Annotated in this window: 16 protein-coding genes; 8 read left to right on the top strand and 8 right to left on the bottom strand. The window is 71.8% G+C overall.

From position 1 onward, the window contains the following. Window positions 1-1,114 (bottom strand): ATP-binding protein (locus ACFY0D_RS32805; RefSeq protein ID WP_390801595.1); only part of this gene is annotated, 1,114 nt, incomplete at its 3' end. 735 nt (window positions 1,115-1,849) lie between these two features. Between ACFY0D_RS32805 and ACFY0D_RS32800 the strand changes: the two genes are divergently transcribed. Then, window positions 1,850-2,362 (top strand): hypothetical protein, encoded by a 513-nt coding sequence (locus tag ACFY0D_RS32800; protein ID WP_390801594.1) that lies wholly within the window; start codon window positions 1,850-1,852, stop codon window positions 2,360-2,362. Between the two features lie 157 nt (window positions 2,363-2,519). Here ACFY0D_RS32800 and ACFY0D_RS32795 read toward each other — a convergent pair whose 3' ends face one another. Continuing rightward, window positions 2,520-2,648 carry a hypothetical protein gene (locus ACFY0D_RS32795; protein ID WP_390801593.1) on the bottom strand — a complete coding sequence of 43 codons (129 nt, stop codon included), beginning with the start codon at window positions 2,646-2,648 and terminating at the stop codon, window positions 2,520-2,522. 240 nt (window positions 2,649-2,888) lie between these two features. On the opposite strand from ACFY0D_RS32795, the gene lanL reads away from it, so the two are divergent. Beyond that, window positions 2,889-5,738 carry a class IV lanthionine synthetase LanL gene (lanL, locus tag ACFY0D_RS32790; protein WP_390801592.1) on the top strand — a complete coding sequence of 950 codons (2,850 nt, stop codon included), beginning with the start codon at window positions 2,889-2,891 and terminating at the stop codon, window positions 5,736-5,738. 177 nt (window positions 5,739-5,915) lie between these two features. Further along, window positions 5,916-7,496 (top strand): hypothetical protein, encoded by a 1,581-nt coding sequence (locus ACFY0D_RS32785; RefSeq protein WP_390801591.1) that lies wholly within the window; start codon window positions 5,916-5,918, stop codon window positions 7,494-7,496. A 107-nt stretch (window positions 7,497-7,603) separates the two neighbouring features. Here ACFY0D_RS32785 and ACFY0D_RS32780 read toward each other — a convergent pair whose 3' ends face one another. After that, the gene (locus ACFY0D_RS32780; RefSeq protein WP_390801590.1) at window positions 7,604-7,984 is read right to left on the bottom strand and encodes a hypothetical protein; all 381 of its coding nucleotides are present in this window, start codon (window positions 7,982-7,984) and stop codon (window positions 7,604-7,606) included. A 277-nt stretch (window positions 7,985-8,261) separates the two neighbouring features. Here ACFY0D_RS32780 and ACFY0D_RS32775 point away from each other — a divergent pair, with 277 nt between their 5' ends. After that, a complete protein-coding gene (locus tag ACFY0D_RS32775) occupies window positions 8,262-9,500 on the top strand; it encodes a GNAT family N-acetyltransferase (RefSeq protein ID WP_390801589.1) in 1,239 nt (412 codons plus the stop codon). 219 nt (window positions 9,501-9,719) lie between these two features. On the opposite strand, the gene ACFY0D_RS32770 is transcribed toward ACFY0D_RS32775, so the two are convergent. Further along, entirely contained in the window at window positions 9,720-12,182 is a 2,463-nt protein-coding gene (locus ACFY0D_RS32770) for a SpoIIE family protein phosphatase (protein WP_390801588.1), read from the bottom strand. Between the two features lie 379 nt (window positions 12,183-12,561). Beyond that, the gene (locus ACFY0D_RS32765; protein ID WP_390801587.1) at window positions 12,562-12,834 is read right to left on the bottom strand and encodes an SH3 domain-containing protein; all 273 of its coding nucleotides are present in this window, start codon (window positions 12,832-12,834) and stop codon (window positions 12,562-12,564) included. Window positions 12,835-13,228: 394 nt separating this feature from the next. Between ACFY0D_RS32765 and ACFY0D_RS32760 the strand changes: the two genes are divergently transcribed. Further along, window positions 13,229-15,184: a M28 family peptidase gene (locus ACFY0D_RS32760; protein WP_390801586.1), complete on the top strand. Its 1,956-nt coding sequence runs from the start codon at window positions 13,229-13,231 to the stop codon at window positions 15,182-15,184. 86 nt (window positions 15,185-15,270) lie between these two features. Here ACFY0D_RS32760 and ACFY0D_RS32755 read toward each other — a convergent pair whose 3' ends face one another. From ACFY0D_RS32755 to ACFY0D_RS32745, 3 genes are read right to left on the bottom strand one after another with little or no spacing between them, the layout of a single operon-like run. After that, the gene (locus tag ACFY0D_RS32755; protein ID WP_390801585.1) at window positions 15,271-16,440 is read right to left on the bottom strand and encodes an RCC1 domain-containing protein; all 1,170 of its coding nucleotides are present in this window, start codon (window positions 16,438-16,440) and stop codon (window positions 15,271-15,273) included. A 58-nt stretch (window positions 16,441-16,498) separates the two neighbouring features. Then, the gene (locus ACFY0D_RS32750) at window positions 16,499-17,671 is read right to left on the bottom strand and encodes an RCC1 domain-containing protein (protein ID WP_390801584.1); all 1,173 of its coding nucleotides are present in this window, start codon (window positions 17,669-17,671) and stop codon (window positions 16,499-16,501) included. A gap of 16 nt (window positions 17,672-17,687) precedes the next feature. After that, the gene (locus ACFY0D_RS32745) at window positions 17,688-18,956 is read right to left on the bottom strand and encodes an RCC1-like domain-containing protein (protein ID WP_390801583.1); all 1,269 of its coding nucleotides are present in this window, start codon (window positions 18,954-18,956) and stop codon (window positions 17,688-17,690) included. A 606-nt stretch (window positions 18,957-19,562) separates the two neighbouring features. Here ACFY0D_RS32745 and ACFY0D_RS32740 point away from each other — a divergent pair. From ACFY0D_RS32740 to ACFY0D_RS32730, 3 genes are all read left to right on the top strand, one after another. Beyond that, window positions 19,563-20,090, top strand: a complete 528-nt coding sequence (locus ACFY0D_RS32740; RefSeq protein WP_390801582.1) for a hypothetical protein — start codon at window positions 19,563-19,565, stop codon at window positions 20,088-20,090. A gap of 46 nt (window positions 20,091-20,136) precedes the next feature. Next, window positions 20,137-20,982: a hypothetical protein gene (locus ACFY0D_RS32735; protein ID WP_390801581.1), complete on the top strand. Its 846-nt coding sequence runs from the start codon at window positions 20,137-20,139 to the stop codon at window positions 20,980-20,982. Between the two features lie 112 nt (window positions 20,983-21,094). Then, the gene (locus ACFY0D_RS32730; RefSeq protein ID WP_390801580.1) at window positions 21,095-22,489 is read left to right on the top strand and encodes a hypothetical protein; all 1,395 of its coding nucleotides are present in this window, start codon (window positions 21,095-21,097) and stop codon (window positions 22,487-22,489) included. Window positions 22,490-22,511: the final 22 nt, after the last annotated feature.

Here is a 22,511-nt window from a genome sequence, read left to right as displayed (position 1 = left end):
TGGTCTTCGTCTGCCCCTCGAACTGGGGCTCGCCCAGCTTCACCGAGATGATCGCCGTCAGACCCTCACGGATGTCCTCACCCGCGAGGTTGTCGCCCTTCTCCCGCAGCAGCTTCCTGTCCCGCGCGTAACGGTTCACGACCGTCGTCAGAGCGGTCCGGAACCCTTCTTCATGGGTACCGCCGTCATGGGTGTGGATCGCGTTCGCGTACGAGTACACGCTCTCGGTGTACCGGCCGTTCCACTGCATCGCGATCTCCACCGACAGCAACCGTCCCGGGTCCTGCGCCTCCACGCCGATCACGCTCGGGTGCACCGGCTCGCCCTTGCGGCCGCCCAGGTGCCGGACGAAGTCCGCGATGCCCCCGTCATACCGGTAGGACACCACCCGTGGTGACGCCTCGTCGTCGCCCTCGGCCGCCGAGGCCGTGGCCCGCTCGTCGGTGAGGGTCAAGGTAAGACCCTTGTTGAGGAAGGCCATCTCCTGGAAGCGGCGCGACAGCGTCTCGAAGGAGTACTCGGTCGTCTCGAATATGGCATCGTCGGCCCAGAAGGTGATCGTGGTGCCGGTCCGGCCGGTCTCCTCGTGACGGGCGATCGGTCCGGTCGGCTCTCCGCGCTCGAAGAACTGGCTCCACCGGAACCCGTCCGCCAGGACCTCGGCCGTCAGGCGGGTCGACAGGGCGTTGACCACAGACAGGCCCACCCCGTGCAGACCGCCGGAGACCGAGTAGCCGCCGCCGCCGAACTTGCCGCCCGCGTGCAAGACCGTGAGGACCACCTCCAGCGCCGGCCGGCCCGTCCCCGGGTGCAGCCCGACCGGGATCCCACGGCCGTTGTCGGTGACCCGCACTCCACCGTCGGCCTGGATCGTCACGTCGATCCGATCGGCGACACCGGCCATCGCCTCGTCCACGGAGTTGTCCACGATCTCCTGCACCAGGTGGTGCAGGCCCCGTGCCCCGGTCGAGCCGATGTACATGCCGGGGCGCTTGCGAACCGCGTCCAGGCCGTCCAGGACCTGGATCGCACGCGCGTCGTAGGAACCGGACGCGGGGCCCGCGTCGCTGATCTTGGAGTGGGTACGGAGGGCGGGAACGCCGGATTCGGTCAAGGCGATGCTCACTTTCAGACACGACGAACTCCGCTGTCGCGCACGCGCACGACAGCGATGGGGACGCTGGCTGGTGGGCCGCTCCAGGGCATGACGAAGCACGCCCTCGGCCGTTGGAGTCCGGCCGCACACCTCGCGACCAGATGGCTCCACAGTACCGGCCCACCCGACTCGCGATAGGGCAAGAAGGGTCTTGAATGGCGCTGTGCGGCTATTTCAGGAGGGGAGATTGATCCCCCCACGAAAGTTTCATCGGAAGGCCTCAGGTCGCCCTTCACGGGCTTTGCCGGGCCGTCTGAGGTCGGCGATCAAGGCACGAGTTCACCATCACGCTGTGTTGCGTGGCGTTGCCATGGCGCCGGACCGGACGGGCCGCATCGAACCTCCCTCGATGAGCCCCTCACGGGCAGAGCTCCGCCCTGCGCCGGTACCTCCCGTAGGGTGCTCTTGATCATTTTCGCCGTCGGGGGGACACGGGGCATGGGCAGGCAAGTCACGCGGCGGATGGCGGTGGCGCTCGGAGTGCTCGGCGCGCTCGGTGCAGGATGTGGGCCGGAGGCCGGCGGAGCGGCGTCACCCGCCGCCGTGTCCACCGCACCCGGCACACCGGGCGCGTCCGCCTCCGCGAGTACGGCGGGCGGGCCCGGGGCGGCGGGAAGCGCATCACCGGGTCCGGCCGCCCAACGGCTCGCACCTGATCCGGGCACCCGTCCCACCGCCGTCGGACTTCCCGTGATGGAACAGTTGGAGTGCGAAGAAGGGAGCTCCACCTTCCGCTTCGGCGACGGCTGGGATCTGCGCCTCTCCGGTGTGGACGACCTGACCCCGCGTTCGAACGGCACCAACGAGACCGTGACCACCTGCCGGGGCTTCCCGCTCATCAGGCTGACCAAGTCAGGCATGACGGCAGCCGCGCCGGACCTCATCGCCCGGACAGAACTCTTCCGCACCGTGCCGGACCCGGTGGCCGCCGTGCAGAAGGCGATGGCCGCCTCCCTGCCGTCCGGCGGACAGCGGACAGCAGTGGGCGAGCCGACCGTCGTCGCCGCCGGAACCCTGGCGCTCGCCTGCCGGCACAACCTCGCCGACGGCTTCCCCATGGCCAGTTGTTTCTGGGCGGACTACGGCGCGGTCGGCGCGATCGACTACTTCCCGCCCGGCGGCAACCGGCACTTCGCCATGACGCAGGCGGTCGAGCGGACCAAGGAGTTCGCCGGCACCGCCCTCCGGGACGCCGGCAGCCGCTGACACCTGGCGGTGCTCGACGCGCAACGGACCGGCACTTTCGGCAACGGCTGTACCGGTCGGTACACAGCTGATCCCCGCCTCGCGGGCGGGGATCGGGCAGTCGGCTGCCGGACGGGGTGCCGGTCCGCCTCGGATCAGCGGGTCGGTGTTCACCGGGTTATTCATCGGCCGCCAGGGTGAGGGTGCAGGTGGACCAGCCGGTGCAGTCCCGCTCCGACAGTTCCTGTTCCTGCTCCTGCGGAAGCAGTTCCAGAGCGTTGAGGTCAGTGGTCGTCGTCCCGTTCATCGTCTTGCCTCTCTCCTCGAACCTCTCGGGTCACCTCGGCCCGACAGAAGGTCGATACCCCGACAAATGGACATAACACCGGACTTGGGGATTTCTTTGCACTTCGAGTGCAAATACTTACGCTCGGCCCCGTTCCGGCCGACAGGAAGGCGTGACGGCGCGGGCATAGACTGGTGAGCTGCGCACACGGACCGTGAACGCCTGAGGATCCGACGAGGATCCAGGAGAGCGCCGACCCCCATGACCACGCATCCGGATCCGCATCCGCCTCCCGCCCGGCCGCGGGACGAGTCGGCCGACTCGCTCCTGCTGCTCGATGTCGCGCGTGCGGTGCTGAGTCGCTCCGGAGGGCAGCGGTGGACCTTGCAGCCGACGGATTCGTGGTGCTTCGCACGGCCTCCGGATATCGCCGTGCGGCGCCCGCACGGCTGGAAGCTCCACGTGTCGGCGACGCCGTTGTCGGCCGCCCTCGTACTCGCCCGCTCGGCGGAGGTGCTCGTACGCCGCACGGCTTCCTTCAAGTTCGCCGTCGATCTTGAACGGGTCACGCGTCTCGGGGACGTCTGGCACGACCGGGGCACGGGCGGGAAGTTCATCACCGTGTACCCGGAGGACGACGACCAGTTCCGCATCCTGGCGCGCGAGTTGGACGTCGCGACGGCCGGGCTCAGCGGACCGCGGATCCTGTCCGACAGGCCGGTGCGGCCCGGCAGTCCGGTCTCCTTCCGGTACGGGCAGTTCAGCGGCGACATGATCCTGACCGACGACGGTGTCCTCGAACCCTGGATGACGGGCCCGGACGGCAGCAGGATCAAGGACGAGCGCACCGCGGGGTTCGTCTTCCCGCCATGGGCCACCTACCCGTTCCCCGACGAATCCGCCGCCCCCACGACGGCGGCACCGGTGCTGCTAGGGGGGCGGTTCAAGGTGGTGCGGGCCATCCGGCACGCGAACAAGGGCGGCGTCTACCGGGCGTTGGACGAGCGGACGGGCCTTGAGGTCATCGTCAAGCACGCGCGGGCCCACGTCGGGGCCCGCCTGGACGGAACCGATGTGCGCGACCGGCTGCGGGACGAGGCCCGGATGCTGGATCAGCTCGCACCGCTGGGGGTCACGCCCGGGAAGGTGCATCTGTTCGACGAGCAGGGGGACTTGTTCCTCGCCGAAGAACTCGTGCCTGGACAGCCCCTGCACCTGTGGCAGTCGGCGCGCGCCCGGGACGGCGGACCCGGCGCGGACGAGGCAGCCGCGACGGTGACCGGGCTGGTGACCCTGCTGCGGACCGTTCACGAGGCAGGGTTCGTGATCCGCGACTTCAAGCCGCACAACGTCATGGTCACCCCGGCCGGGGACCTCCGGCTGATCGACACGGAGTACGTCGTCGAAGCGGGGCGGGAACGGGCTCCCGCGTACACGCGGGGATTCGCCGCACCCGAGGTCAGGGCACTGGGCTTGCACGCGTCCCCCGCGGAGGCCGCCAAGGTGGCCGGACCGGAGGCGGACCGCTTCAGCCTCGGGGTGGTCCTCTTCGCCGTTCTGACCGACCTCGATCCACGGTGGGCGGCCGGCTGGACCGACGGCGTCGTCCGGCCGCAGGACGCACAGCCCACGCTCCCACTGATCGCCCTCGCCCACCCCGCGCTGGCACCGTTCGGCGAACTGATCGACGGCCTGACCCGGGCCGACCCCGGCGCCCGGTGGACCCTCCCGCAGGCCCTCGCCTGGCTGGCCGGACCGAGCGGGCCCACCGGACCGAGCGGGCCCACCGGGCCGAGCGCCCCTGCGCCCGGAACCACGGCCGCGGCCGCGGCCACGGCCCCGCGAGGCGCGCTCCCCCCGTACCGGCAGGCGGCGATCGACCGGCTGCTCGACGACGGTGTCGCCCACCTGCAACACACCATGACCCCCTGGCGCGCCACCCTCTGGCCCCCACCGGAATGGAACGTGCCGCGCAGCGATCCCTGCAACACCTGGAACGGCGCGGCCGGCGTGCTCGCCACCCTCACCCACGCCGCACGGGCCCGCGGGAGCACCTCCCTGCTCGCCACCGTGGCCGGGGCGGCCCGCTGGCTCGACGAGCGCCTGTTCAGCGTGGACCGGTTGCTTCCCGGCCTGTGCTTCGGCCGTTCCGGCACCGCCTGGGCGCTCTACGACGCCGCCCTGCTGCTCGGTGACCGGGCCATGGCCGAGCGGGCGATCACGCTCGCCGAGCGGCTCCCCACCCGCTGGCCGAGCCCCGACTTCACCCACGGCCTCTCCGGGGCGGGCACCGCGCGCCTGCACCTGTGGCAGGCCACCGCCCGCGAGTCGCTCCTCGACACGGCGCTCGCCTGCGCCGATGCCGTTCTGGACGCCGCCGACCGGGCGGACGGCGACTGGACCTGGCCGACCTCCCACGACACGGACTCCGTACTCGCGGGGGCGCACACGTACGGATTCGCCCACGGGACGGCGGGGGTCGGCACCTTCCTCCTCGCCGCCGCGGCCGCCGCCGAGGCCCGCGGGCGCACCGGGGACGCGGGCCGGTTCGCGGCCGCCGCCCTCGGCGCGGGCGACACGCTCGTCAGAGCCGCCCGCGTCGAGGACGGCCGGGCCGCGTGGCCTGCCGAAGTGGGGGGCGAACCGCAGTACCGGCCGACCACACAGTGGTGCAACGGGCCCGCCGGCATCGGCACCTTCCTCGTCCGGCTGGGGTCGGCCACCGGTCTGCGGCGCTTCACCGACCTCGCCGGACAGGCCGCGGCGGCCGTCGTCGGCGATCCGTGGCGGGCCATCGCGGGCGCGTGCTGCGGAAACGCGGGGACCGGACACTTCCTCCTCGACATGGCCGAGATCACCGGAGAGGCCCGCTACCGTACGGACGCCGAGGGCATCGCCGCGGTCATCGACGCCCAGCACTGCGCACCCGACGGGCTGCGCCTCGTCGCCGATGCCACGAGCGGCTCCGAGTACGGCAACGGGGCGGCGGGGATCCTCGACTTCCTTCTGCGGCTGCGCCACGGCGGTCCGCGCCCGTGGTCGGTGCCAGGGGCCTCCGCACCGCCGGCAGCGGGCCCGGCAGAAGGCCCGGCAGAGAGTACGAACCCCTGACAGCACGCTCGCGCCGTGCGTATGCTGAACATATTGATTGCACTTCGAGTGCAATCAATGCCCGTCAGGGCTCCCCTTCCCGTACGCGGCCCCGCACCCCCGTGCGGGAGGGGTGCCGCGCTCAGCCCCACGGCCCGGCAGGCTGCCGGGACCGCCCCGTATCCAGGAGTGGAAGACGTGACGGACGACGCACAGAAGTCAGAAGACGGCACCTTGACCCACCCGGCCCCGCGGCTCCCGGCCGCCGCACCTCGGCCCGATCCCCGCAGCGCGGCCGGAAGCACCCGCCGCAGCGTCCTGCGGGGCGGCGTTCTGGCCGCGGCCGTGGCCGGTCTGGAACTGCTCGGACAGTCCTCGGTCGTTCCGTCGAGGAACACCGCGCTCGCAGCGACGGGCGGGGGCGGGGCCGACCAGGCGCCTGCCCTCCCCGACATCCAGTTCGACATCGCGGACTTCATCGCACCGGTCACCGACGTCGACGGGGTCCGAGTCCAGTTGGGTCCCGTCCACACGCTGTTCGTGACCGCCCGCCTGCTGCGGCCGCCCACCCGCATCGACCAGGTCAAGCTGACCGGGGCACTGGCCGCCATCGAGCGCGCGTACCCCTTCAGCCCGTCGGGCGTGTTCACGTTCCTCGCGTACGGCCTTCCGTACTTCCAACGGTTACCCGGGGGGCTGCAGGGCCATCTGGTCTCCGCGCACATGCCGCGCCTGCGCTCGGCGGCGCACCGGTACGTCCTGGAGGAAGCGGTGCCCGGCCCCACGGACGTGTCCCCCGCCAACAGCGGCATCGTCAAACGCAAGTTCCACGTGCCCGTGTCGATCGAGGGCAACGACCTGCTGCTCACGCTGCGCAGCGACCACGCCGCCAACATCCAGGACGTACTCAGGTGGCTCGGCGGGAGTCAGACCCTCGCCGGCCGCCCCCAGCCCTCACCGCCCCTCTCCGACCTCCTGTCCTTCACCTCCGCCCGGGCGATGTTCACCCAGATCGGGCTGCCCAGGAGGCTGGCGGACGAGGCGTCGCTGCCCTACGCGTTCATGGTCAATCCGCGGTCGCCGATGTGGATGGGCTTCGCGGACCAGCAGACCGCCGGAACCGCGGCCGCCGACGCCGTCACCTTCCGGGCGAGCGGCCTCACCACGGCGAAGCCGGGCTCCTACTTCGACGCCGGCGCCGTCCAGCACCTCTCGCACGTCCTCATGGACCTCCAGCAGTTCTACGACGTCGACGACGCCGGTGTGCCGGGGGACGACGCCTCGTTCACCGAACGCGTCCAGTACATGTTCCGTTCCACGCCGCCGCCGTCACAGGGGAACGCCGACCAGATCACCGACGGCGGAGGTCCCGCGTTCCTGCCGAACACCTTCCAGGGCACCGACGACGCCCTGCTGAGCGCCCAGGGCCGGGGCACCCCGGAGGGAGAGCGCCGGATCGGCCACCTCTCCTGCCTGCAGCGGTCGTCACGCACGGCCGACGGAAAGCCGCTGCACGTCCGCATGGACGGGCCCGGCTACAGCACCATGGACGTGCCGGACGGGTCCCTCCAGCCCAAGCTGGAGTTCACGGTGTTCGTCCCGACCGCCGACTTCTTCGCCACGATGCGCACGCATCAGGCCTCGCTCGACCTGGCGGCGGCCCACGGTGTCCCCGAGGAGGAGAACGGGCTGGAGCGGTTCCTGACGGCGACTCGGCGGCAGAACTTCCTGACGCCGCCGCGTCGCCACCGGGCGTTCCCCCTCGTCGAATTCCTCTGAGCCCGGCTCGTCGCTTCGTGCCGGCGCCGCCGCGAGGAGGACGTCGGCACGAAGCGACCGAGGGGCGACAGGGGTGACCGGGGCGGCCGCGTGCGGCCGGGCCGCCGCTACGCGCGCGCGGCCCGCGCTCCCCCGCCCCGGGTACCGCGCGTCAACCGGCCGTGCAGGGCGGGACCGCCGACGGTCACCAGGACGAACAGGAACCCGGCGGTGATCAGCGCCGGTTCGGAGAACCACAGGCCTGCGAGCCAGTCGACGACCAGGGCCACGGCCACGAGGAGCACCTTCGCCGCCACCAGACCGAAGTACAGGCCGCGGTCCACCGGCGTGCGCCCGGCGCGGGCGAGACGGCGGCCGATGAAGCGTCCGGCCACGCTGACACAGAGCACCACGACGAGGACGCGCAGTGCGTGCTCCCATGCGGGCGTGTCCCCGCCGAAGGCCCAGACACCGCCCACGGCCGCCCCTGCGGCGGCGTAGGCGAGCATGCGCGCGGGCCGGGCCGACCGCGCAGGCGCCCCGGTGCGACTCGGCCGGGAACACGCTCGGGTGCTGTAGACGGACATGTCTCGCCTTTCATTACAGAAAGCAAGTCTTGGCTACAAATACAGACAAAACAACTTGCACTCCGAGTGTCATATCTTCGGCGGTGAATCGTCAAGCCCCGACCTCGGCGACGCGGCCGGATCCGAGCGATGGCCCAGTCGGGTGGCACCGCCGCCCCGCAAGGCCTCCTCGGCGGAAAGTCCCTGGTAGAGGTGGTCCATGGCGCCACAGCTGCGGACATTGGAGGCCCAGGAATGGGACACCTGGTATCGGACCCTGGAACGGGCCTTCGGCGGCCCGCCCACGCCCCCGGAGGCGCGCGAGCTGTGGGAGGGCCTGACCGAACACGACCGGTCCATCGGAGCCTGGGACGGCGCGGCGTGCGTGGGTACCGCCGGAGCCTTCTCGCTGCGCCTGTCGGTACCGGGCGGGGCCCTGGTCGACACGGCCGGGGTGACGATGGTGAGCGTGGCCGCCACGCACCGCAGGCAGGGGCTGATGACGGCGATGATGCGACGCCAGCTGGACGACGTCCGCGAACGGGGTGAACCGCTGGCGGCCCTGGTGGCGTCCGAGCCCGGCATCTACGGCCGCTTCGGCTACGGCATGGCCACGCAGCAGCTCTCGGCGACGATCGACACGGCGCGCGTACGCCTGGAGGTACCGGCCGCCCCCGGCGCGGACGGGGTGCACCTGCGGTACGCCGATCCGCTGTCCGCGCTGCCGGCCTGCGAAGCGGTGTACGCGGACCAGCCGGCCGGCCGCCCGGGCATGCCGGCCCGCGCACCCGGGTGGGAGCGCCTGGCCGTACTGGCACCCCAGGGCGGCGGCCGCGACGGCGGCTCACCGCTCCAGTGCGTCGTCGCCGAACGGGACGGGGCGACGGTCGGGTACGCCCGGTTCCACAACACACCGCAGTGGGACCTCTCGGGCGCACGCGGCACGATCGTGCTGCGCGACCTCGAAGCCCGCGATCCGGCCGCTTACGCGGCACTGTGGCGCTTCCTCTTCGGGATCGATCTGACCTCGGCGCTCGTGGCGCAGAACCGCCCGGCGGACGACGCGTGGCAGCACCTCGTCTCCGACATCCGCCGATGCGAAAGGCAGCTGCGGGACGGCCTGTTCGTCCGGCTGGTGGATGTGGGCGCCGCGCTCGGAGCCCGCACCTACCGCGCCCCCGTCGACGTCGTCCTGGAGATCGGGGATTCCTTCTGCCCCTGGAACGGGGGCCGTTGGCGGCTCGCGGGGGACGAAGGGGGTGCCTCGTGCACACGTACCCGCGCGGCCGCCGATGTGACCCTGTCGGTACGGGCGTTGGCCTCCGCCTACCTGGGCGGCGTCCCGCTGACCGCCCTCGCACGGGCCGGGCGGGCCCGTGAGCTGATCGGGGGAACGCTCGAACGGGCCTCACTGGCCTTCGGCAACGAGACCGCCCCCTGGCTGCCGCACTCCTTCTAGGGGGTGTCTTGGCGATCAGGGCGGATCAGGGAGCGTTGGCCTGGGCACCGAAACCGGAAGACCGGGGCGGGGGCCGCACGCCGGGCTCGGCGTCGCCCGCCGGATCGCGCACAGCGCCTACCGGCCGGCCGGGGAACTGCGGGCCCGGACACCGGGCCCAGGAGGGCGGGCAGCCTTGGCTCGGCGGCCGCCCAAAAAATACCCCCGGGGGTACCCGTGCTACGCCATGGCCACGGAGCACCCCTCCGCTGCTGTGACCAGGGGGAACTCCGTCCAGACGGTCTTGCCGTCCCGGGTGTAGCGGGTGCCCCATCGCTCGGTGAGCTGGGCCACCAGGAAGAGACCGCGTCCGCCCTCGTCGGTCGTGCGTGCCCGCCGTAGGTGCGGAGCGGTGCTGCTGCTGTCGGAGACCTCGCAGATCAGGTTGCGATCGCGGATGAGCCGCAGGGTCACCGGTGTGCCGCCGCCGTACCGGTAGGCGTTGGTGACCAGTTCGCTGACGACCAGTTCGGCGGTGAAGGCCAGCTCCTCCAGGCCCCACCCGGCCAGTGTGGCCTCCGTCAGGTGCCGTGCCCGGGCGGCGGCGGTCGGCTCCGCGGGCAGCTCCCAGGAGGCGACCTGCTCCGGCGCCAGCACGCGGGTACGGGCGAGAAGCAGTGCGACGTCATCCGGCGGGTGATCCGGCAGCAGGGCGTCCTGCACCGCCGTGCAGGTCTCCTCCAGCGAGCGGCCGGGCCGGGCCAGGGCCTCCCGCAGCCGCGCGAGTCCCTCGTCGAGGTCGAGGCCACGGGCCTCGACCAGGCCGTCCGTGTAGAGCGCCAGCAGGCTTCCCTCGGCGAGTTCCAGTTCGGCGGACTCGAACGGGAGTCCGCCGAGGCCCAGTGGCGGCCCCTCGGGAAGGTCGGGCAGGCTCACCGCGCCGTCCGAGGTCACCACGGCGGGCGGCAGATGGCCCGCCCGGGCCAGGGTGCAGCGCCGGGAGGTGGGATCGTAGACCGCGTAGAGGCACGTCGCGCCGACGATCTGCCGGCCCCGCGAGCTTCCGTCGGCCGGCTCCTGCTCCTCCGCCAGGCGGTTGACCAGGTCGTCCAGGTGGAAGAGGACCTCCTCCGGAGCGTAGTCGAGGCCGGCCAGGGTGTGCACGGCCGTACGCAGGCGGCCCATGGTGGCCGCGGCGTGCAGACCGTGGCCGACGACGTCGCCGACGACGAGGGCGACGCGCGCTCCGGAAAGCGGGATGACATCGAACCAGTCACCGCCGACGCCGGTGGCGGGATCGGCCGGCAGATAGCGGTGCGCGACCTCGACCGCGCTGTTTTCCGGCAACTCCTGCGGCAGCAGGCTGCGCTGCAAGGTCAGCGCGGCCTGATGCTGCTGCGTGTAGCGGCGGGCGTTGTCGATGCACAGGGCGGCCCGCGCGGCGAATTCCTCCGCGAGCGTGAGGTCGTCCTCCTCGAACGGCTCGGGCCGCTCGGCCCGCCACAGGCTGAGCAGGCCGAGGAGCAGACCGCGGGCCGTCAGCGGTACGACGATCAGTGAGTGCGCGCCCAGGTCGAGGGCGCGCCGTCTGCGCTCTTGGTCCTCGAAGTACCAGCCGGGGCTGCTCAGGAGCACCGGTTCGAGGATGGACCGCTGTTCGGCGAGGCACCTGGCGTGCGGGGTACGAGGGTCGAAGCGGAAGACCTCTCCGGCGGGGTACATCACCTGCAGCGCCTTTGCCACCACCGAGTGGACGGCCATTCTGCGGACCAGTCCGCTCGCCTCCTCGGCGGTCTCGTCGCCTCGGGCCACCGACTCCAGCAGATCCACCGAGACGGCGTCCGCGAGGTCGGGGACGGCGACGTCGGCGAGCTCGCGGGTGGTCCGGTCGAGATCCAGCGTGGTCCCGATGCGGGCGCTCGCCCGGTTGAGCAGGGCGAGCCGCCGCCGGGCCCGGTAGCGGTCGGTGACGTCCTCCACCAGTTGGGTGACCCCGAGGATCCCGCCGGAGGGGTCCTCCATCCGAAACGCCGACACCGACACCACCCGCTCGTGGTCGGGGTCGCTCCTCAGGCGACAGGGCTGCTCGGTGAAGATCAGGGGGGCACCCGTCTCCAGTACCCGTCGCAGCCGGGTTTCGATGGTCTTCAGGTCCGGACCGATGAGGAAGTCGCCGATGCGCCGGCTCCGGATCTCCGCCGCGGGAAGCTGCGTGAACCGGGCCAGCGCCCGGTTGATCCGCAGGATGCTCAGATCGGGGGCGTGGACGGACAGACCGATCGGGGAGCGCCGGAACAGACCGTCCAGGACCGACCGGTCCGTCTCCCACTGCAGCACCTCCGCCGCCGGGGCGACGACGAGGAACCACTCGTGGGCCGAGTCGGCGCGGATGACGGCGCGGGCGCGGAAACCCAGCTCCACCCTCCGCCCGCTGCGGTGCAGGACGGGCAGGACACCGGACCAGCCCCGGTCGCGCTCGCACGCGGCCACCGCGTCCAGGACCGTCTCACGATCCCGGGAATCGACCAGGAACTCGACCGCCCTGCGGCCCAGCACCTCATCCGGCGGGTAGCCGAGGTGCTCCTGTGCGCGCTCGCTCCAGCCGACGACCCTGCCGTGGTCGTCCAGTACCGCCGAGGCCGAGTTGTGCAGCGCGAACGGGTCCTCGGGCGCCTCGCCCGATCCCGGCACCGGTGCGTCCATCGCTGCCACCCTTCGACCTGCCGAACGGACCGCACAGCGGGCATTGCCCCAGCGACTACCCAGAGTGATCAGAGACCAGGGGTCGAGCAGTCGGCATACCTTCAGTATCGCCGCGCCGCCGCACGTCGGCAGAGGGTCGCCCTCAACGACCGGCGGCACGTGGAACAGGCCGACCCGGACGGGCCCTCGGATCGTCAGCGCTCGTGAAGCGTCGTACCAGCGGCGGGTGGACTCGACAGCAGCACTCTGCCGAGTCCACCTCGTGTCACCAGCGCGTCACCGCAGGCTCGCTGACCGCACGATCGACCCGGCCCCCGGGGAGCCCGGAAGCCCAGGGCTGCCCCGGACGGCCTGGGACGGGCCGAGGGCCGGGCCGCCGTCAGCCCTGGGGGCCGGCGGGTTGGGCGTCCTTGGACAGCGGCACCTCTCCGGTGTTGTCGACGTGACGGGCGGCGACCCACACGGCCTGGTCGCGCAGCAGGTACCAGATGCTGTTGCCGTCGATGGTCTGCGCGTGCACCTTGCTGTGCAGACCGACCTGGGCGCCTTGGTTCAGATTGCCGACGAGGGAGGAGTCGGTACTCGGAAATCTCCGCAGGTTGACGCCGCTGCTGCTGACGACCGTGCCGAACGGCTGAGCTGGACTGGGCACCATGACCTCCAAGGGAATGCCTGAGTGGCGGGACGTGGTCCGGTATGCGGACGGGTTGCTTGCACGGTAGAGCCAATGCCTGCCGGGGGGCCGGAGGCGCGTCGTCGAATACCGCTTCAACGGTCCGGCAGAACAATGATGACAGTTCAATTACCCCCTGTAGTGGACTGCCCGGCCGCCGCGCACGGCTCCGTGGAGCGCGCACAGCACGGAAACGGCGTGCTGCAGGGCCCGATGACCGGAAATCCGGACCACGAACCCGGTGCGCGCGCGGGCCGTCCGGTTGCCGTACTCATCACGGTGTGTGACGATAGGAGCGGGGCTGCGCGCCGCGGTCCGGGAGGAATGTCCGGCCGGCGGCGCCGGCGTACGTCGAACCATCGGAGGCGCCGAGATGACCACGCTCTTCTTCGACATCGGGGCGACCTTGGCGGATGGCCACGTCGAGGCGGACGGATCCTGGCTGTTGCGCCCCCGACCCCGGGTCTTGCAGGTGCTCGATGCGTTCGCAGGAGAACCCAAGGGCATCATCTCCAACCCGGGCACCGAACAGGATGCGGTCGCGCAGATCACGCAAGCCCTCCATGAGGCGTTCCCCGGCCGGTTCACGGACGACCGCCTCATTCTCTTCGGCCCCAAGACCAGCCGCGCGATCTTCGACGACGCGGTCGCGAGCACGGGCGGCGCGGCCGACGACTGCGTCTTCGTGGGCGAGGACCACGACGAACGCGCGTTCGCCCGCACGGCGGGCATGCGCGTCGCACCCCACCCGGTGTTCACCCGGGCCGTCATCGAGAACCGCCCGGTTTTCTGGACGAGGATCGACGTGCCGGAGGGCGGGAGCCTGGGCGTGCTGGAGTCGGTGGCGAACGGCACGGAGGCCGTTCCCGTGCATGTCGCCTCCCCTCGGCTCGTGCTCGCCATGGCGACCGCACTCGGAGTCGAGACGCTCCGGGAGGCAGGGTTCACGACCGACGTACGGGGACCGGTGGAGGACACGGCGGCATTCCTGATCAGGGACGACCGCCCGGTCCCGGTGCCGGAGGCCCTCGCGGGCGCCTCGGAGGAGTCCCGGACGGCGGCCGAAGGCGCGATGCGGGCAGCGGCCGCGTTCTGCTTCGCCTCCGGCGAACTGACCGCATACCCGCGGCAGATCACGTCGCTCGGGCCCGCGCCCGGCGGTGTCTACGTCGCCGCGCCCGCCGGTGTCCCGATCGAAGAGGTGCACGCGCCGGGAGCCAGGCCCGGACACACCGAACGCCTGCTCCCGGACCCGGCGCTCCTGTCACGCCCTGGTGAGACGCAGGCCGAGGGGTTCGCCGCGGCCCTGCCGGCCGGGTTCGACGAAACAGGCGACGGCCTTCCCTCCCCCGAGACGCTCGCGGCCGTACGCGCGACCGTGACGCCCGAGGCGCTGCGTGCGCACGTGGCCCGCATCTCCGGAGTCGAACCGCTGGTCCCGGGCGAGCCGCTGAAGATCCGCAGCCGTCACGCGGCGCATGCCGACAACGGGCTCGTCGTGGACGCGCTGGTCCGGCACTTCCAGGATCTGGGGCTGGTGGTCCGACGGCATGCGTTCAGGTGGCAGGGACGGCGGCTGTTCAATGTCGAAGCCGAACACCGCGTCGAGGGGGCCGACTCCGCCGTTCTCATCACGGGACATCTGGATTCGACGGCGGAGAGTGGTGACTTCGTCGATGCGAACGGCGACCCCCGCCTCTACGACCCCTTGGTGGACCCGGCGCCCGGCGCGGACGACGACGGCAGCGGCACCGCGGCGGTCATGGCCGCGGCGGAGTGTCTGCACGCGCTCCTCGCGGAGGGCAGAGCGCCGACGCATCACGTGCGCTTCGTCCTCTTCAACGCCGAGGAACAGGCGCTCGTCGGCAGCAAGCGCTACGCGCGCGCCGCCGCGGCGGCGGACGACCGCATCGCGGGCGTCTTCCAGATGGACATGATCGCCGGTTTGCAGGACGGCAGCACGCCCGCGGTGGAGATCCATGCCGGCTCCTCCGTACCCGGGCCGGTCGCGGCCGCCTCCGACGCGCTCGGTGACCTGGTCGCGCGGACCATCCCTGCCATCGCCTCCGGCTTCGCGATCCAGCAGCTCACCGGAGCTGGGGATCCCGCCCTGGGGCGGAGCGACCACGCGAGTTTCCACGAGCGGGGATGGGCGGCCATCGCCGTCTCCGAGGACCTCTTCCGCGCTGACGGCAGCCAGGGGGGAACCGGCACCCGGAAGTACCACACGCCTGGCGACACCCTCCTCGACGAGGACCACGACACGCAGTACGCGGCCGCGGTCGCGCGCTCCGTCACCGCGAGCGCCCTGGCCTTCGCGGGCCTGTAGCCGCACCCGCCGGGCCGCGCCGAGCCCGTGCGCGACCGCCGTATGCGGCGTCACGCACGGGCTTGCCGTCGTGGAGACGGAGCGGGTCAGTACGCGAAGCCGGATTTGCCGGTGAGGGTCGCCGACACGTGGGTGATCTGGCTGCCCGGAGGCAGGGCGGTCGTCGGCGACGTGGGAGCGGTCGTGGTGCCGTCGCCGAGCTGGCCGAGGGCGTTCTTGCCCCAGCCGATCACCGAGCCGTCGTCGAGAGCGGCGAGGGTGAAGTCCGCGCCGCCGTCGACGTCCTGGACACCCTTGAGGTGGTCGAGGGGGACCGGGGTGGTGCGGTTGGCGTTCGTCCCGTCGCCGAGCTGGCCGTCGGTGTTCTTGCCCCAGCCGGCCACGCTGCCGTCGTCGAGGACGGCGAAGCCGGAGGCCGAGGTGGCGAAGACCTTCGCCACGGCGTCGAGGTAGGCGACGTCGACCGGCTTGTTGCTGTCGGCCGTGCTGTCGTTGCCGAGCTGGCCCTCGGCGTTCTTGCCCCACGCCTTCACCGTGCCGTCGGCGGTGAGGGCGAGGACGTGGTCGCAGCCGACCGAGATGGATTCGACATCGGCGAGGTCCGGGACCTGCTGCGGTGTTGCCCGGTCGGTCGCATTGCCGGTGCCGAGGCGGCCGTTGGCCCCCGAGCCCCAGGTCCAGACGGTGCCGTCCTGGCGCAGGGCCACGCTGAAGTCGCAGCCCGCGCCGACGTCCCTGACCTTGTCCAGGCTCTGGACGTCGACCGGCGTCCTGTACGGGGTGGTGGCGTCCAGGCCCGTTCCGAGTTGCTTCTTGGCGTTGTCGCCCCAGGCCAGGACGCGGCCCCCCTTCACGGCGAGCGCGTGGTTGGCGCCCGCCGAGATCTCGCTGACGCCGGACAGTTTGGTGACCGTCGCGGGGAACGGCTGGTTGACGATGGTGCCGTTGCCGAGCTGGCCGGTGAGGTTCGCGCCCCAGCTCTTGACGGTGCCGTCCCTGAGGAGGGCGATGGCGAAGGCGTTGGCGTCGCCGCCTCCGGCGACGAGTTCGCGTACGTCGTCGCGGGTGACGCCGACCACGGCGGCGGGGGTCTGTTGGGCGAGGACGCTGCCGTTGCCCAGCTGTCCCCGGGCGTTGTCGCCCCAGGCGCGGATCCAGGGGTCGGTGCCTGCGGCCTGGGCGGACAGGCAGGGGGTGGCGGTCAGCGCTGTGAGGGTGAGGGCGGTGAGCAGGGTACGGCGCAGAGGTGGGGTCATCTGCATGCCTTTCGCGTGGGGTGCGGGAGGGCGCGGTGTGGTGCGTGCGCGCCATGGATCAGTAGGCATAGCTGGAGTTCCATCCGAGGGACCCCGCGACGCGGGTCGTGCCGCTGCCCGCGGGCAGGGCCGTGACGGGGGCGAGTGAGGAGGTGGTACTCGCGTCGCCGAGCTGTCCGTTGGCGTTGTCGCCCCAGGCGACAACGGTCTGGTCGTCGAGGACGGCAAGGGTGTGGGTCCAGCCCCCGGCCATTGCCTTGACGCCGGTCAGGACGGGGAGCGGGACCGGCGTCGTGCGGTCCGTCTTGGTGCCGTCGCCCAGTTGGCCGGCGTTGTTCCAGCCCCACGCCCGGACGGTCCCGTCGTCGAGGAGCGCAGAGTTGTGGTGGCCGCCTGCGACGATGCCCACGACGCCATCCAGGTGGTGGACGTTCACAGGTACGGGGCTGGCTGCTGTGGTGCCGATGCCGAGCTGACCGTTGGCGCCCCGGCCCCATGCCTTCACCGTGCCGTCGGCCGTCAGTGCGAGGGTGTGAAGGCAGCCGGCCGCGACGGCGACGACGTCCTGAAGACCGGCCACCCGCTGGGGTGTGTCGCGGCTGGCAGTCGAACCATTGCCGAGCTGGCCCTGGTCGTTCCTTCCCCAGGTCCAGACCGAGCCGTCCTCGCGGAGGGCGGCCACGTGGTTGCAGCCCGCCGCGATGTCCTTGACCTTGTTCAGGCTCTGGACGGGGACGGGCCGGTCGCCGCCCGCCCCGGTAGTGCCGTTGCCGAGCTGGCCGTAGGTGTTGCCGCCCCAGCCGAGGACCCGGCCGTTGCGTACCGCGTAGGCGGATACAGTTCCAGCGGCCACCTCGGAGACACCGGACAGCCCGGCGACGGCGGCCGGGTACGACCGGGAGGCCCTGGTGCCGTCACCCAGCTGCCCCTGCGAGGCGTCGCCCCAGGCCTGCACGGTGCCGTTGTCGAGCAGCGCCACGGCGAAGGGCGTAGTGGGCCAGCCGCCGCCTGCCAGCTCGCGCACGTCGTCGCGGGCGAGGCCGCGGACCGCCGACGGCGTCTGCTGGTCGAGCGTGGCGCCGTTGCCGAGTTGACCGACGGCATTGCTGCCCCAGGCCCGTACCCACGGCTCGGGCTTCTCGCTGCGCGCGGGGCCCTGGGCGGCCGTGGTGAGGAGGGCGGAAACCGCCAGCAGTATTCCAAGACCTGCGCGTCGACCGGGATACGTCATGGCGTGACGCACCCCCTCAGTAGGCGTACGTGGTGTTGCCGCCCAGCGACACGGCCATGTCCTTGATCGCCGAGCCCTCCTTGAGGATCTTCACCGAGTCGTAGCGGGGGACGGTGGTGCCGTTGCCGAGCTGGCCTTCGCCGTTGTGGCCCCAGGTGAAGACGTCGTCCGCGGTCACCGCGACCCCGTGGCGGGCTCCGGCGGCGAGGTGCTGGACGCCCGTCAGGCGCGGGATCTCGACCGGGGCGGTGCGGTTGGTCCGCGAGACGTTGTCGGCGAACGACTCGTCCCCCTCCAGGAGCTGTCCGTACTGGTTGTTGCCCCAGCCCCAGACATGGCTGTCGCTGGTCTTGACGTAGTTGTGGAAGGCGCCGGCCTCGATGTCGGAGACGCCGTCGACCCAGTCGACGTCGACGGGAACCGTAGAGGAGGTGGTACTGGAGTTGCCGAGCTGGCCGTAGAGGTTGTACCCCCAGGACTTGACGGTGTCCTCGGCGGTGAGCGCGAGCGCGTGGTGGCAGCCCGCGTCGACCTCGACGACGTTCTCCAGCCCCTGCACCTGGCGTGGCACGGAGCTGGTGGCGCGGCTGCCGTTGCCGAGCTGACCGTGGATGCCGCGGCCCCACGCGTAGACCTTGCCGTTCTCCAGCAGGGCCAGGCTGAAGTCACAGCCCGCCGAGATCTGCTTCACCTTCGGCATGCCCTGGACCCGGTCGGGGACGGTACGGCTGTCTCCGGTCCGGTTGTTGCCCAGCTGGCCGTAGGCGTTGTCGCCCCAGGAGTAGACCTGGCCGGAGGTGTCGAGGGCGAGGCCGTGCTTTCCACCGGCGGCGATGCTCTTGATGTTGGTCAGGCGCGGGACGGTGGTCGGCACGGTCTGGTTGGTGTTGCCCCCGTTGCCGAGCTGGCCGGAGGAGTTGTGGCCCCAGGACTTGACGGTGCTGTCGGTGCGGGCGAGCACGAAGGAGTCGGCGGACGAAGTACCGCCGGCCGAGATCTCGTCGACGTCGCCGCGGAAGAGGCTGGTGACGGAGGAGGGGGAAAGGCTGTCGGCAAGGGTGCCGTTGCCGAGCTGGCCGGTGCGCCCGGCGCCCCAGCTCAGGACGGTCGGGTTGCCCTCGTTGGCCGTGGCCGTGGGGGCGGCCAGAGCCGTGGCCATGGCGGTGGTGACGGCCGCGAGCATCCAGCGGCGGCGGGTCGAGGTGCGCCGGGCGGGCGGGGCCGCCGCGGCTGCGGCGTACGGGAAGCGTGCCGAGTCGGGGCTTGAGAGAAGTCGAGGGGTCATGCGCTGCTCTCCTTGGTGTGAGGGCGTACGGAACCTCGGCGCACAGTGGGGTGGGAAGACGCCTGCGGGCCGGGGGCGTACGGCCCGCAGGGACGTACGCGGGCCCGGGCCGTGAGGTCGGTCGACGCCGTGGGCCTGTCAGTAGGGTTACCGGAAATGATCACCATTGCGAGCCGGCGGCGCGGAACCACCTCATTGCCGGGCACTCGTTCGAGTCCCCACCCACACGGAGCACCGGCGGCCGAATGCGCCGGGGCGGGAGTGGGTCCCGGCGGGCCGCCGATCGGCCGCAGCCAACAGGGGAAGGCGACGCTCCCCGCCGCCGCGGCCGCGTGCTGCCGGTCATCCCGGAGGGTGCCGGCGGCGGGTGCGCAAGAGGGTCCCGGACCTCGCGCCGGACCCCCTTCTCGCGTGGCATCCGGGGCAATTGCACACCACGGCCGTTGTGATGAACACGGCTGAGGGGCCGCCCCGCCCCGTGTGTCCTGCCATGCGGCCGGGGTCGGTCCGATTAGCTTCAGATCACCTTTGATGATCACGGAAGCGTTCTTCCGTGGCCCTGCGTCGCCTCCGTGACGCCCTCCACCCACCCTTCCGGGAGTTCAGGTGAACCCACGCACGTCCGCGCGCCGCGCCCTGTCCGCCGCGCTGCTCGCCTCCGCCCTGTCCCTGGCCGCCCCGACGCTCCTCGCCGCGCCCGCCCACGCCGAGCCCCCCGGGTACGCCGCCCTGAGTGCCCCGGCCGAGGAATGCGCCGCCGACGACCAGGCGTGCAAGGACCGGAAGGAGAAAGAGGAGCAGGAGAAGAAGGTCGAGGAGCAGCAGAAGGAGACCGAGGAGGACGCCAAGAAGGCGGAGAAGACCATCGAGGACCTCGGCAAGAAGCTGGAGGAGTGCGAGCCCGGCTCCAGCAGCTGCATGGAGGGGCTCACCGGCCCGGGCATGGGCGAGAAGCAGGGGATCACCGACATGACCAGCACCATCAAGGAGTTCGAGCCCGGCCCCGCGGGCGACGCGTCCGCCGCGGTCACCTCCACCTGCTCCGGTTTCCTCGCGTCGCTGCCGACCGGATCGGCGGATGACGCCCAGAGCCCGTTCCCCGTCTCCCAGTTGTGCGCCCTGCTCGGCGGCTGACGGACCCGCTCACCCCGCTCCCCCTCACCCCTCGAAGGGATCCCCCATGCCCGCGCGCCGCGCCGTACTCGCCGCTCCTGCTCTGGCCCTCGCCGTGTCCCTGGCCTCTCCGATGGCCGCCACGGCCTCGCCGCTCCGGCCCGGGGCCGCCCCCGGCCCCGCGCCCGTACCCCGTGCCGTGACCGCCGACGGCCGCCCCGCCAAGGTCGCCGACGTTCTGAAGGAATGCGAGCAGAATCCGTCCGGCTGCTCCTTCCGCATCGACCGCAAACTCGGGATCGAGTTCGCCACGACGATCAGGTCCCTGGGCAACGCCGTCGTCAACTGCACCCAGAACGAGATGAACGTCGAGCGGACGGTGACCTTGCACGCCGTCACCACAGACAACATCAACGGCGAGATCTCCGGCTCCGTCACCGCCGAGGGCACCATCCAGGCCTCCGGAGAGGTCACCACCACCCTCGCCAACGAAAGCGGCATCACCCTCAAGGGGCCCAACCTGGACAAGGGCCCCACCACCGAGGCAGCCACCAAGGTCAACGTCGGCGGCGCAGGGAAGATCGCCGGCGAGACCAGCGCCAAGCTCGCCTTCCAGGCCGCGTTCAAGGCCGCGTACGCGAAGACGTGGACGGTCGACACCACCGAGACGACGACCTACAAGAGCACTGTCAAGGCCCACGACACGATGGTGTTCGGCGCGACCGTCGCCATGCGCCGCATCGTCGGACAGCTCGTCACGAACAAGGGCAGCGGCATCCTCAACGTGGCCGTGGACAGCCCCTCCATGGTCAACGACAGCCACTTCGTCGCCCAGACCTACACCGCGCCCGGCGGGCTCTGCAGCGGTACCCGGCCCCCCAACAACACGGCTCCCGGCAACACCAGCCCGTGAAGCAGATCCCGGCCCGCGCCGGCGTGCGATCCGGCGCCCCGCCGCCGCGCGAAGTCGCCGCGCGCCCGGCCTCCGGCGGTTCCCGCCGCCCCACCCGAGGAGGACCCCCGCCATGAGACACCCCTTCCGCCCGCCCCTGGGCGCCGCCCTGACCCTGCTCACCGCCACCGCCGTGCTCCTGCCGCCCCTCGCCACCGCCACCGCCACCGCCGCCGCGCCGGGCGAACAGCCCGTGGCCGTCCTCAACGGTGACTTCGCCGAGCCCGCGATGAAGGGCGACGGCCCCACCACCGTCACCATCGACAACTGGACCGGGGCGAACCAGCGTTACTCGCCCGCCGCCTCCGGCCGTACCGGCACCTCCCACGCCGTCGCCCTGCAGAAGGACGGCAACACCCTGCGGCAGCGGCTGCGCGGAGTGCGCGCCGGAGCCCGGGTCACCGTCACCTACGAGGACAGCCCCGCCGTCTCCAAGGAGTGCGTCGCCGCCGACGTGGACAGCGGGCAGCCCTACACCGTCGAGAGCAGCGGCGGACCGGTCCAGGCGGTGACCACCGCCCCCGACACCGGCCGGGTCAAAGGCACTCCCGGAACCGGCAAGTGGACCAGCCGCACCTACGCGTTCACCGCCGGCGAGAGCGACCCCGCGCTCACCTTCACCTCGAAGGTCACCGGCACCAAAACGCACCTCACCTGCACCCCGATGATCGCCGCCATCCGCGCGGTGGAAGTGCCCCCGGCCGTCGACCAGACCGTCGACCGGACCGCGCTCGGCACGTCCGAGGCCTTCAAGGGCAACGAACGCGAGAAGTCCCTGCACAACGCGGCGGCCGCCTGCAACGGCGAGAACGCCTGCACCTTCCGCCCCGACAAGCGGACCTCCTTCCGCTACTACGGCCAGGCCCGCGTCATCGGCGAGACGTTCATCAACTGCACCCGCAACCCGCTGGAACACACCCGCGTCCTGAACTACTCCGAGCGCAGCCACGACAGCATCGCCCAGACCTACAGCAACGCGAACCTCGCCCTGGAAGAGGTCGCCCGCCTGCCCACCACCGGCGACCGCGCCGAGGACGTCAAACGGGTCAAGGCGCGTCCCATGGCCACCCAGTTCTCCCTCGCCTACGAGAAGACCTGGCAGCGGCCCTGGCAGTGGTTCAGCAGCGACCAACGCCAGATCAACGAGAAGATCCAGCCCGGCGAGGTCAGCTGGGTCGAACTCCAGCCCAGCCGGGAACGCGTGGAGGGCTGGTTCGTCAGCAACAAGGAGGACTACCGCCTCCACGCGGTCATCGACGGCCCCTCCCGCGCCGTACCCGACCGGCTCATGCAACGTACCGGCCCGATGACCGAGTCCGAGAAGCAGCGCTGCGTCGCCGACCGCCCCACGACCACCACCCCCGTCGGCGCGGGCACACCCGCCTCCTCCGCCGACAAGGGCCTCCAGGAGATCCCCACTCCGACCGCCCCGGGAAGCCGCGCGGCCACCGCCGTCCCGCTCGGCTGAGCCCCTGGGCAAGGAGAACCGG

Source organism: Streptomyces sp. NPDC001502 (assembly GCF_042894785.1).
Classification (GTDB): Bacteria; Actinomycetota; Actinomycetes; order Streptomycetales; family Streptomycetaceae; genus Streptomyces; species Streptomyces kutzneri.
Note: the sequence above shows the minus strand (reverse complement) of the source record. Positions and strands in the feature narration are given on the sequence as shown.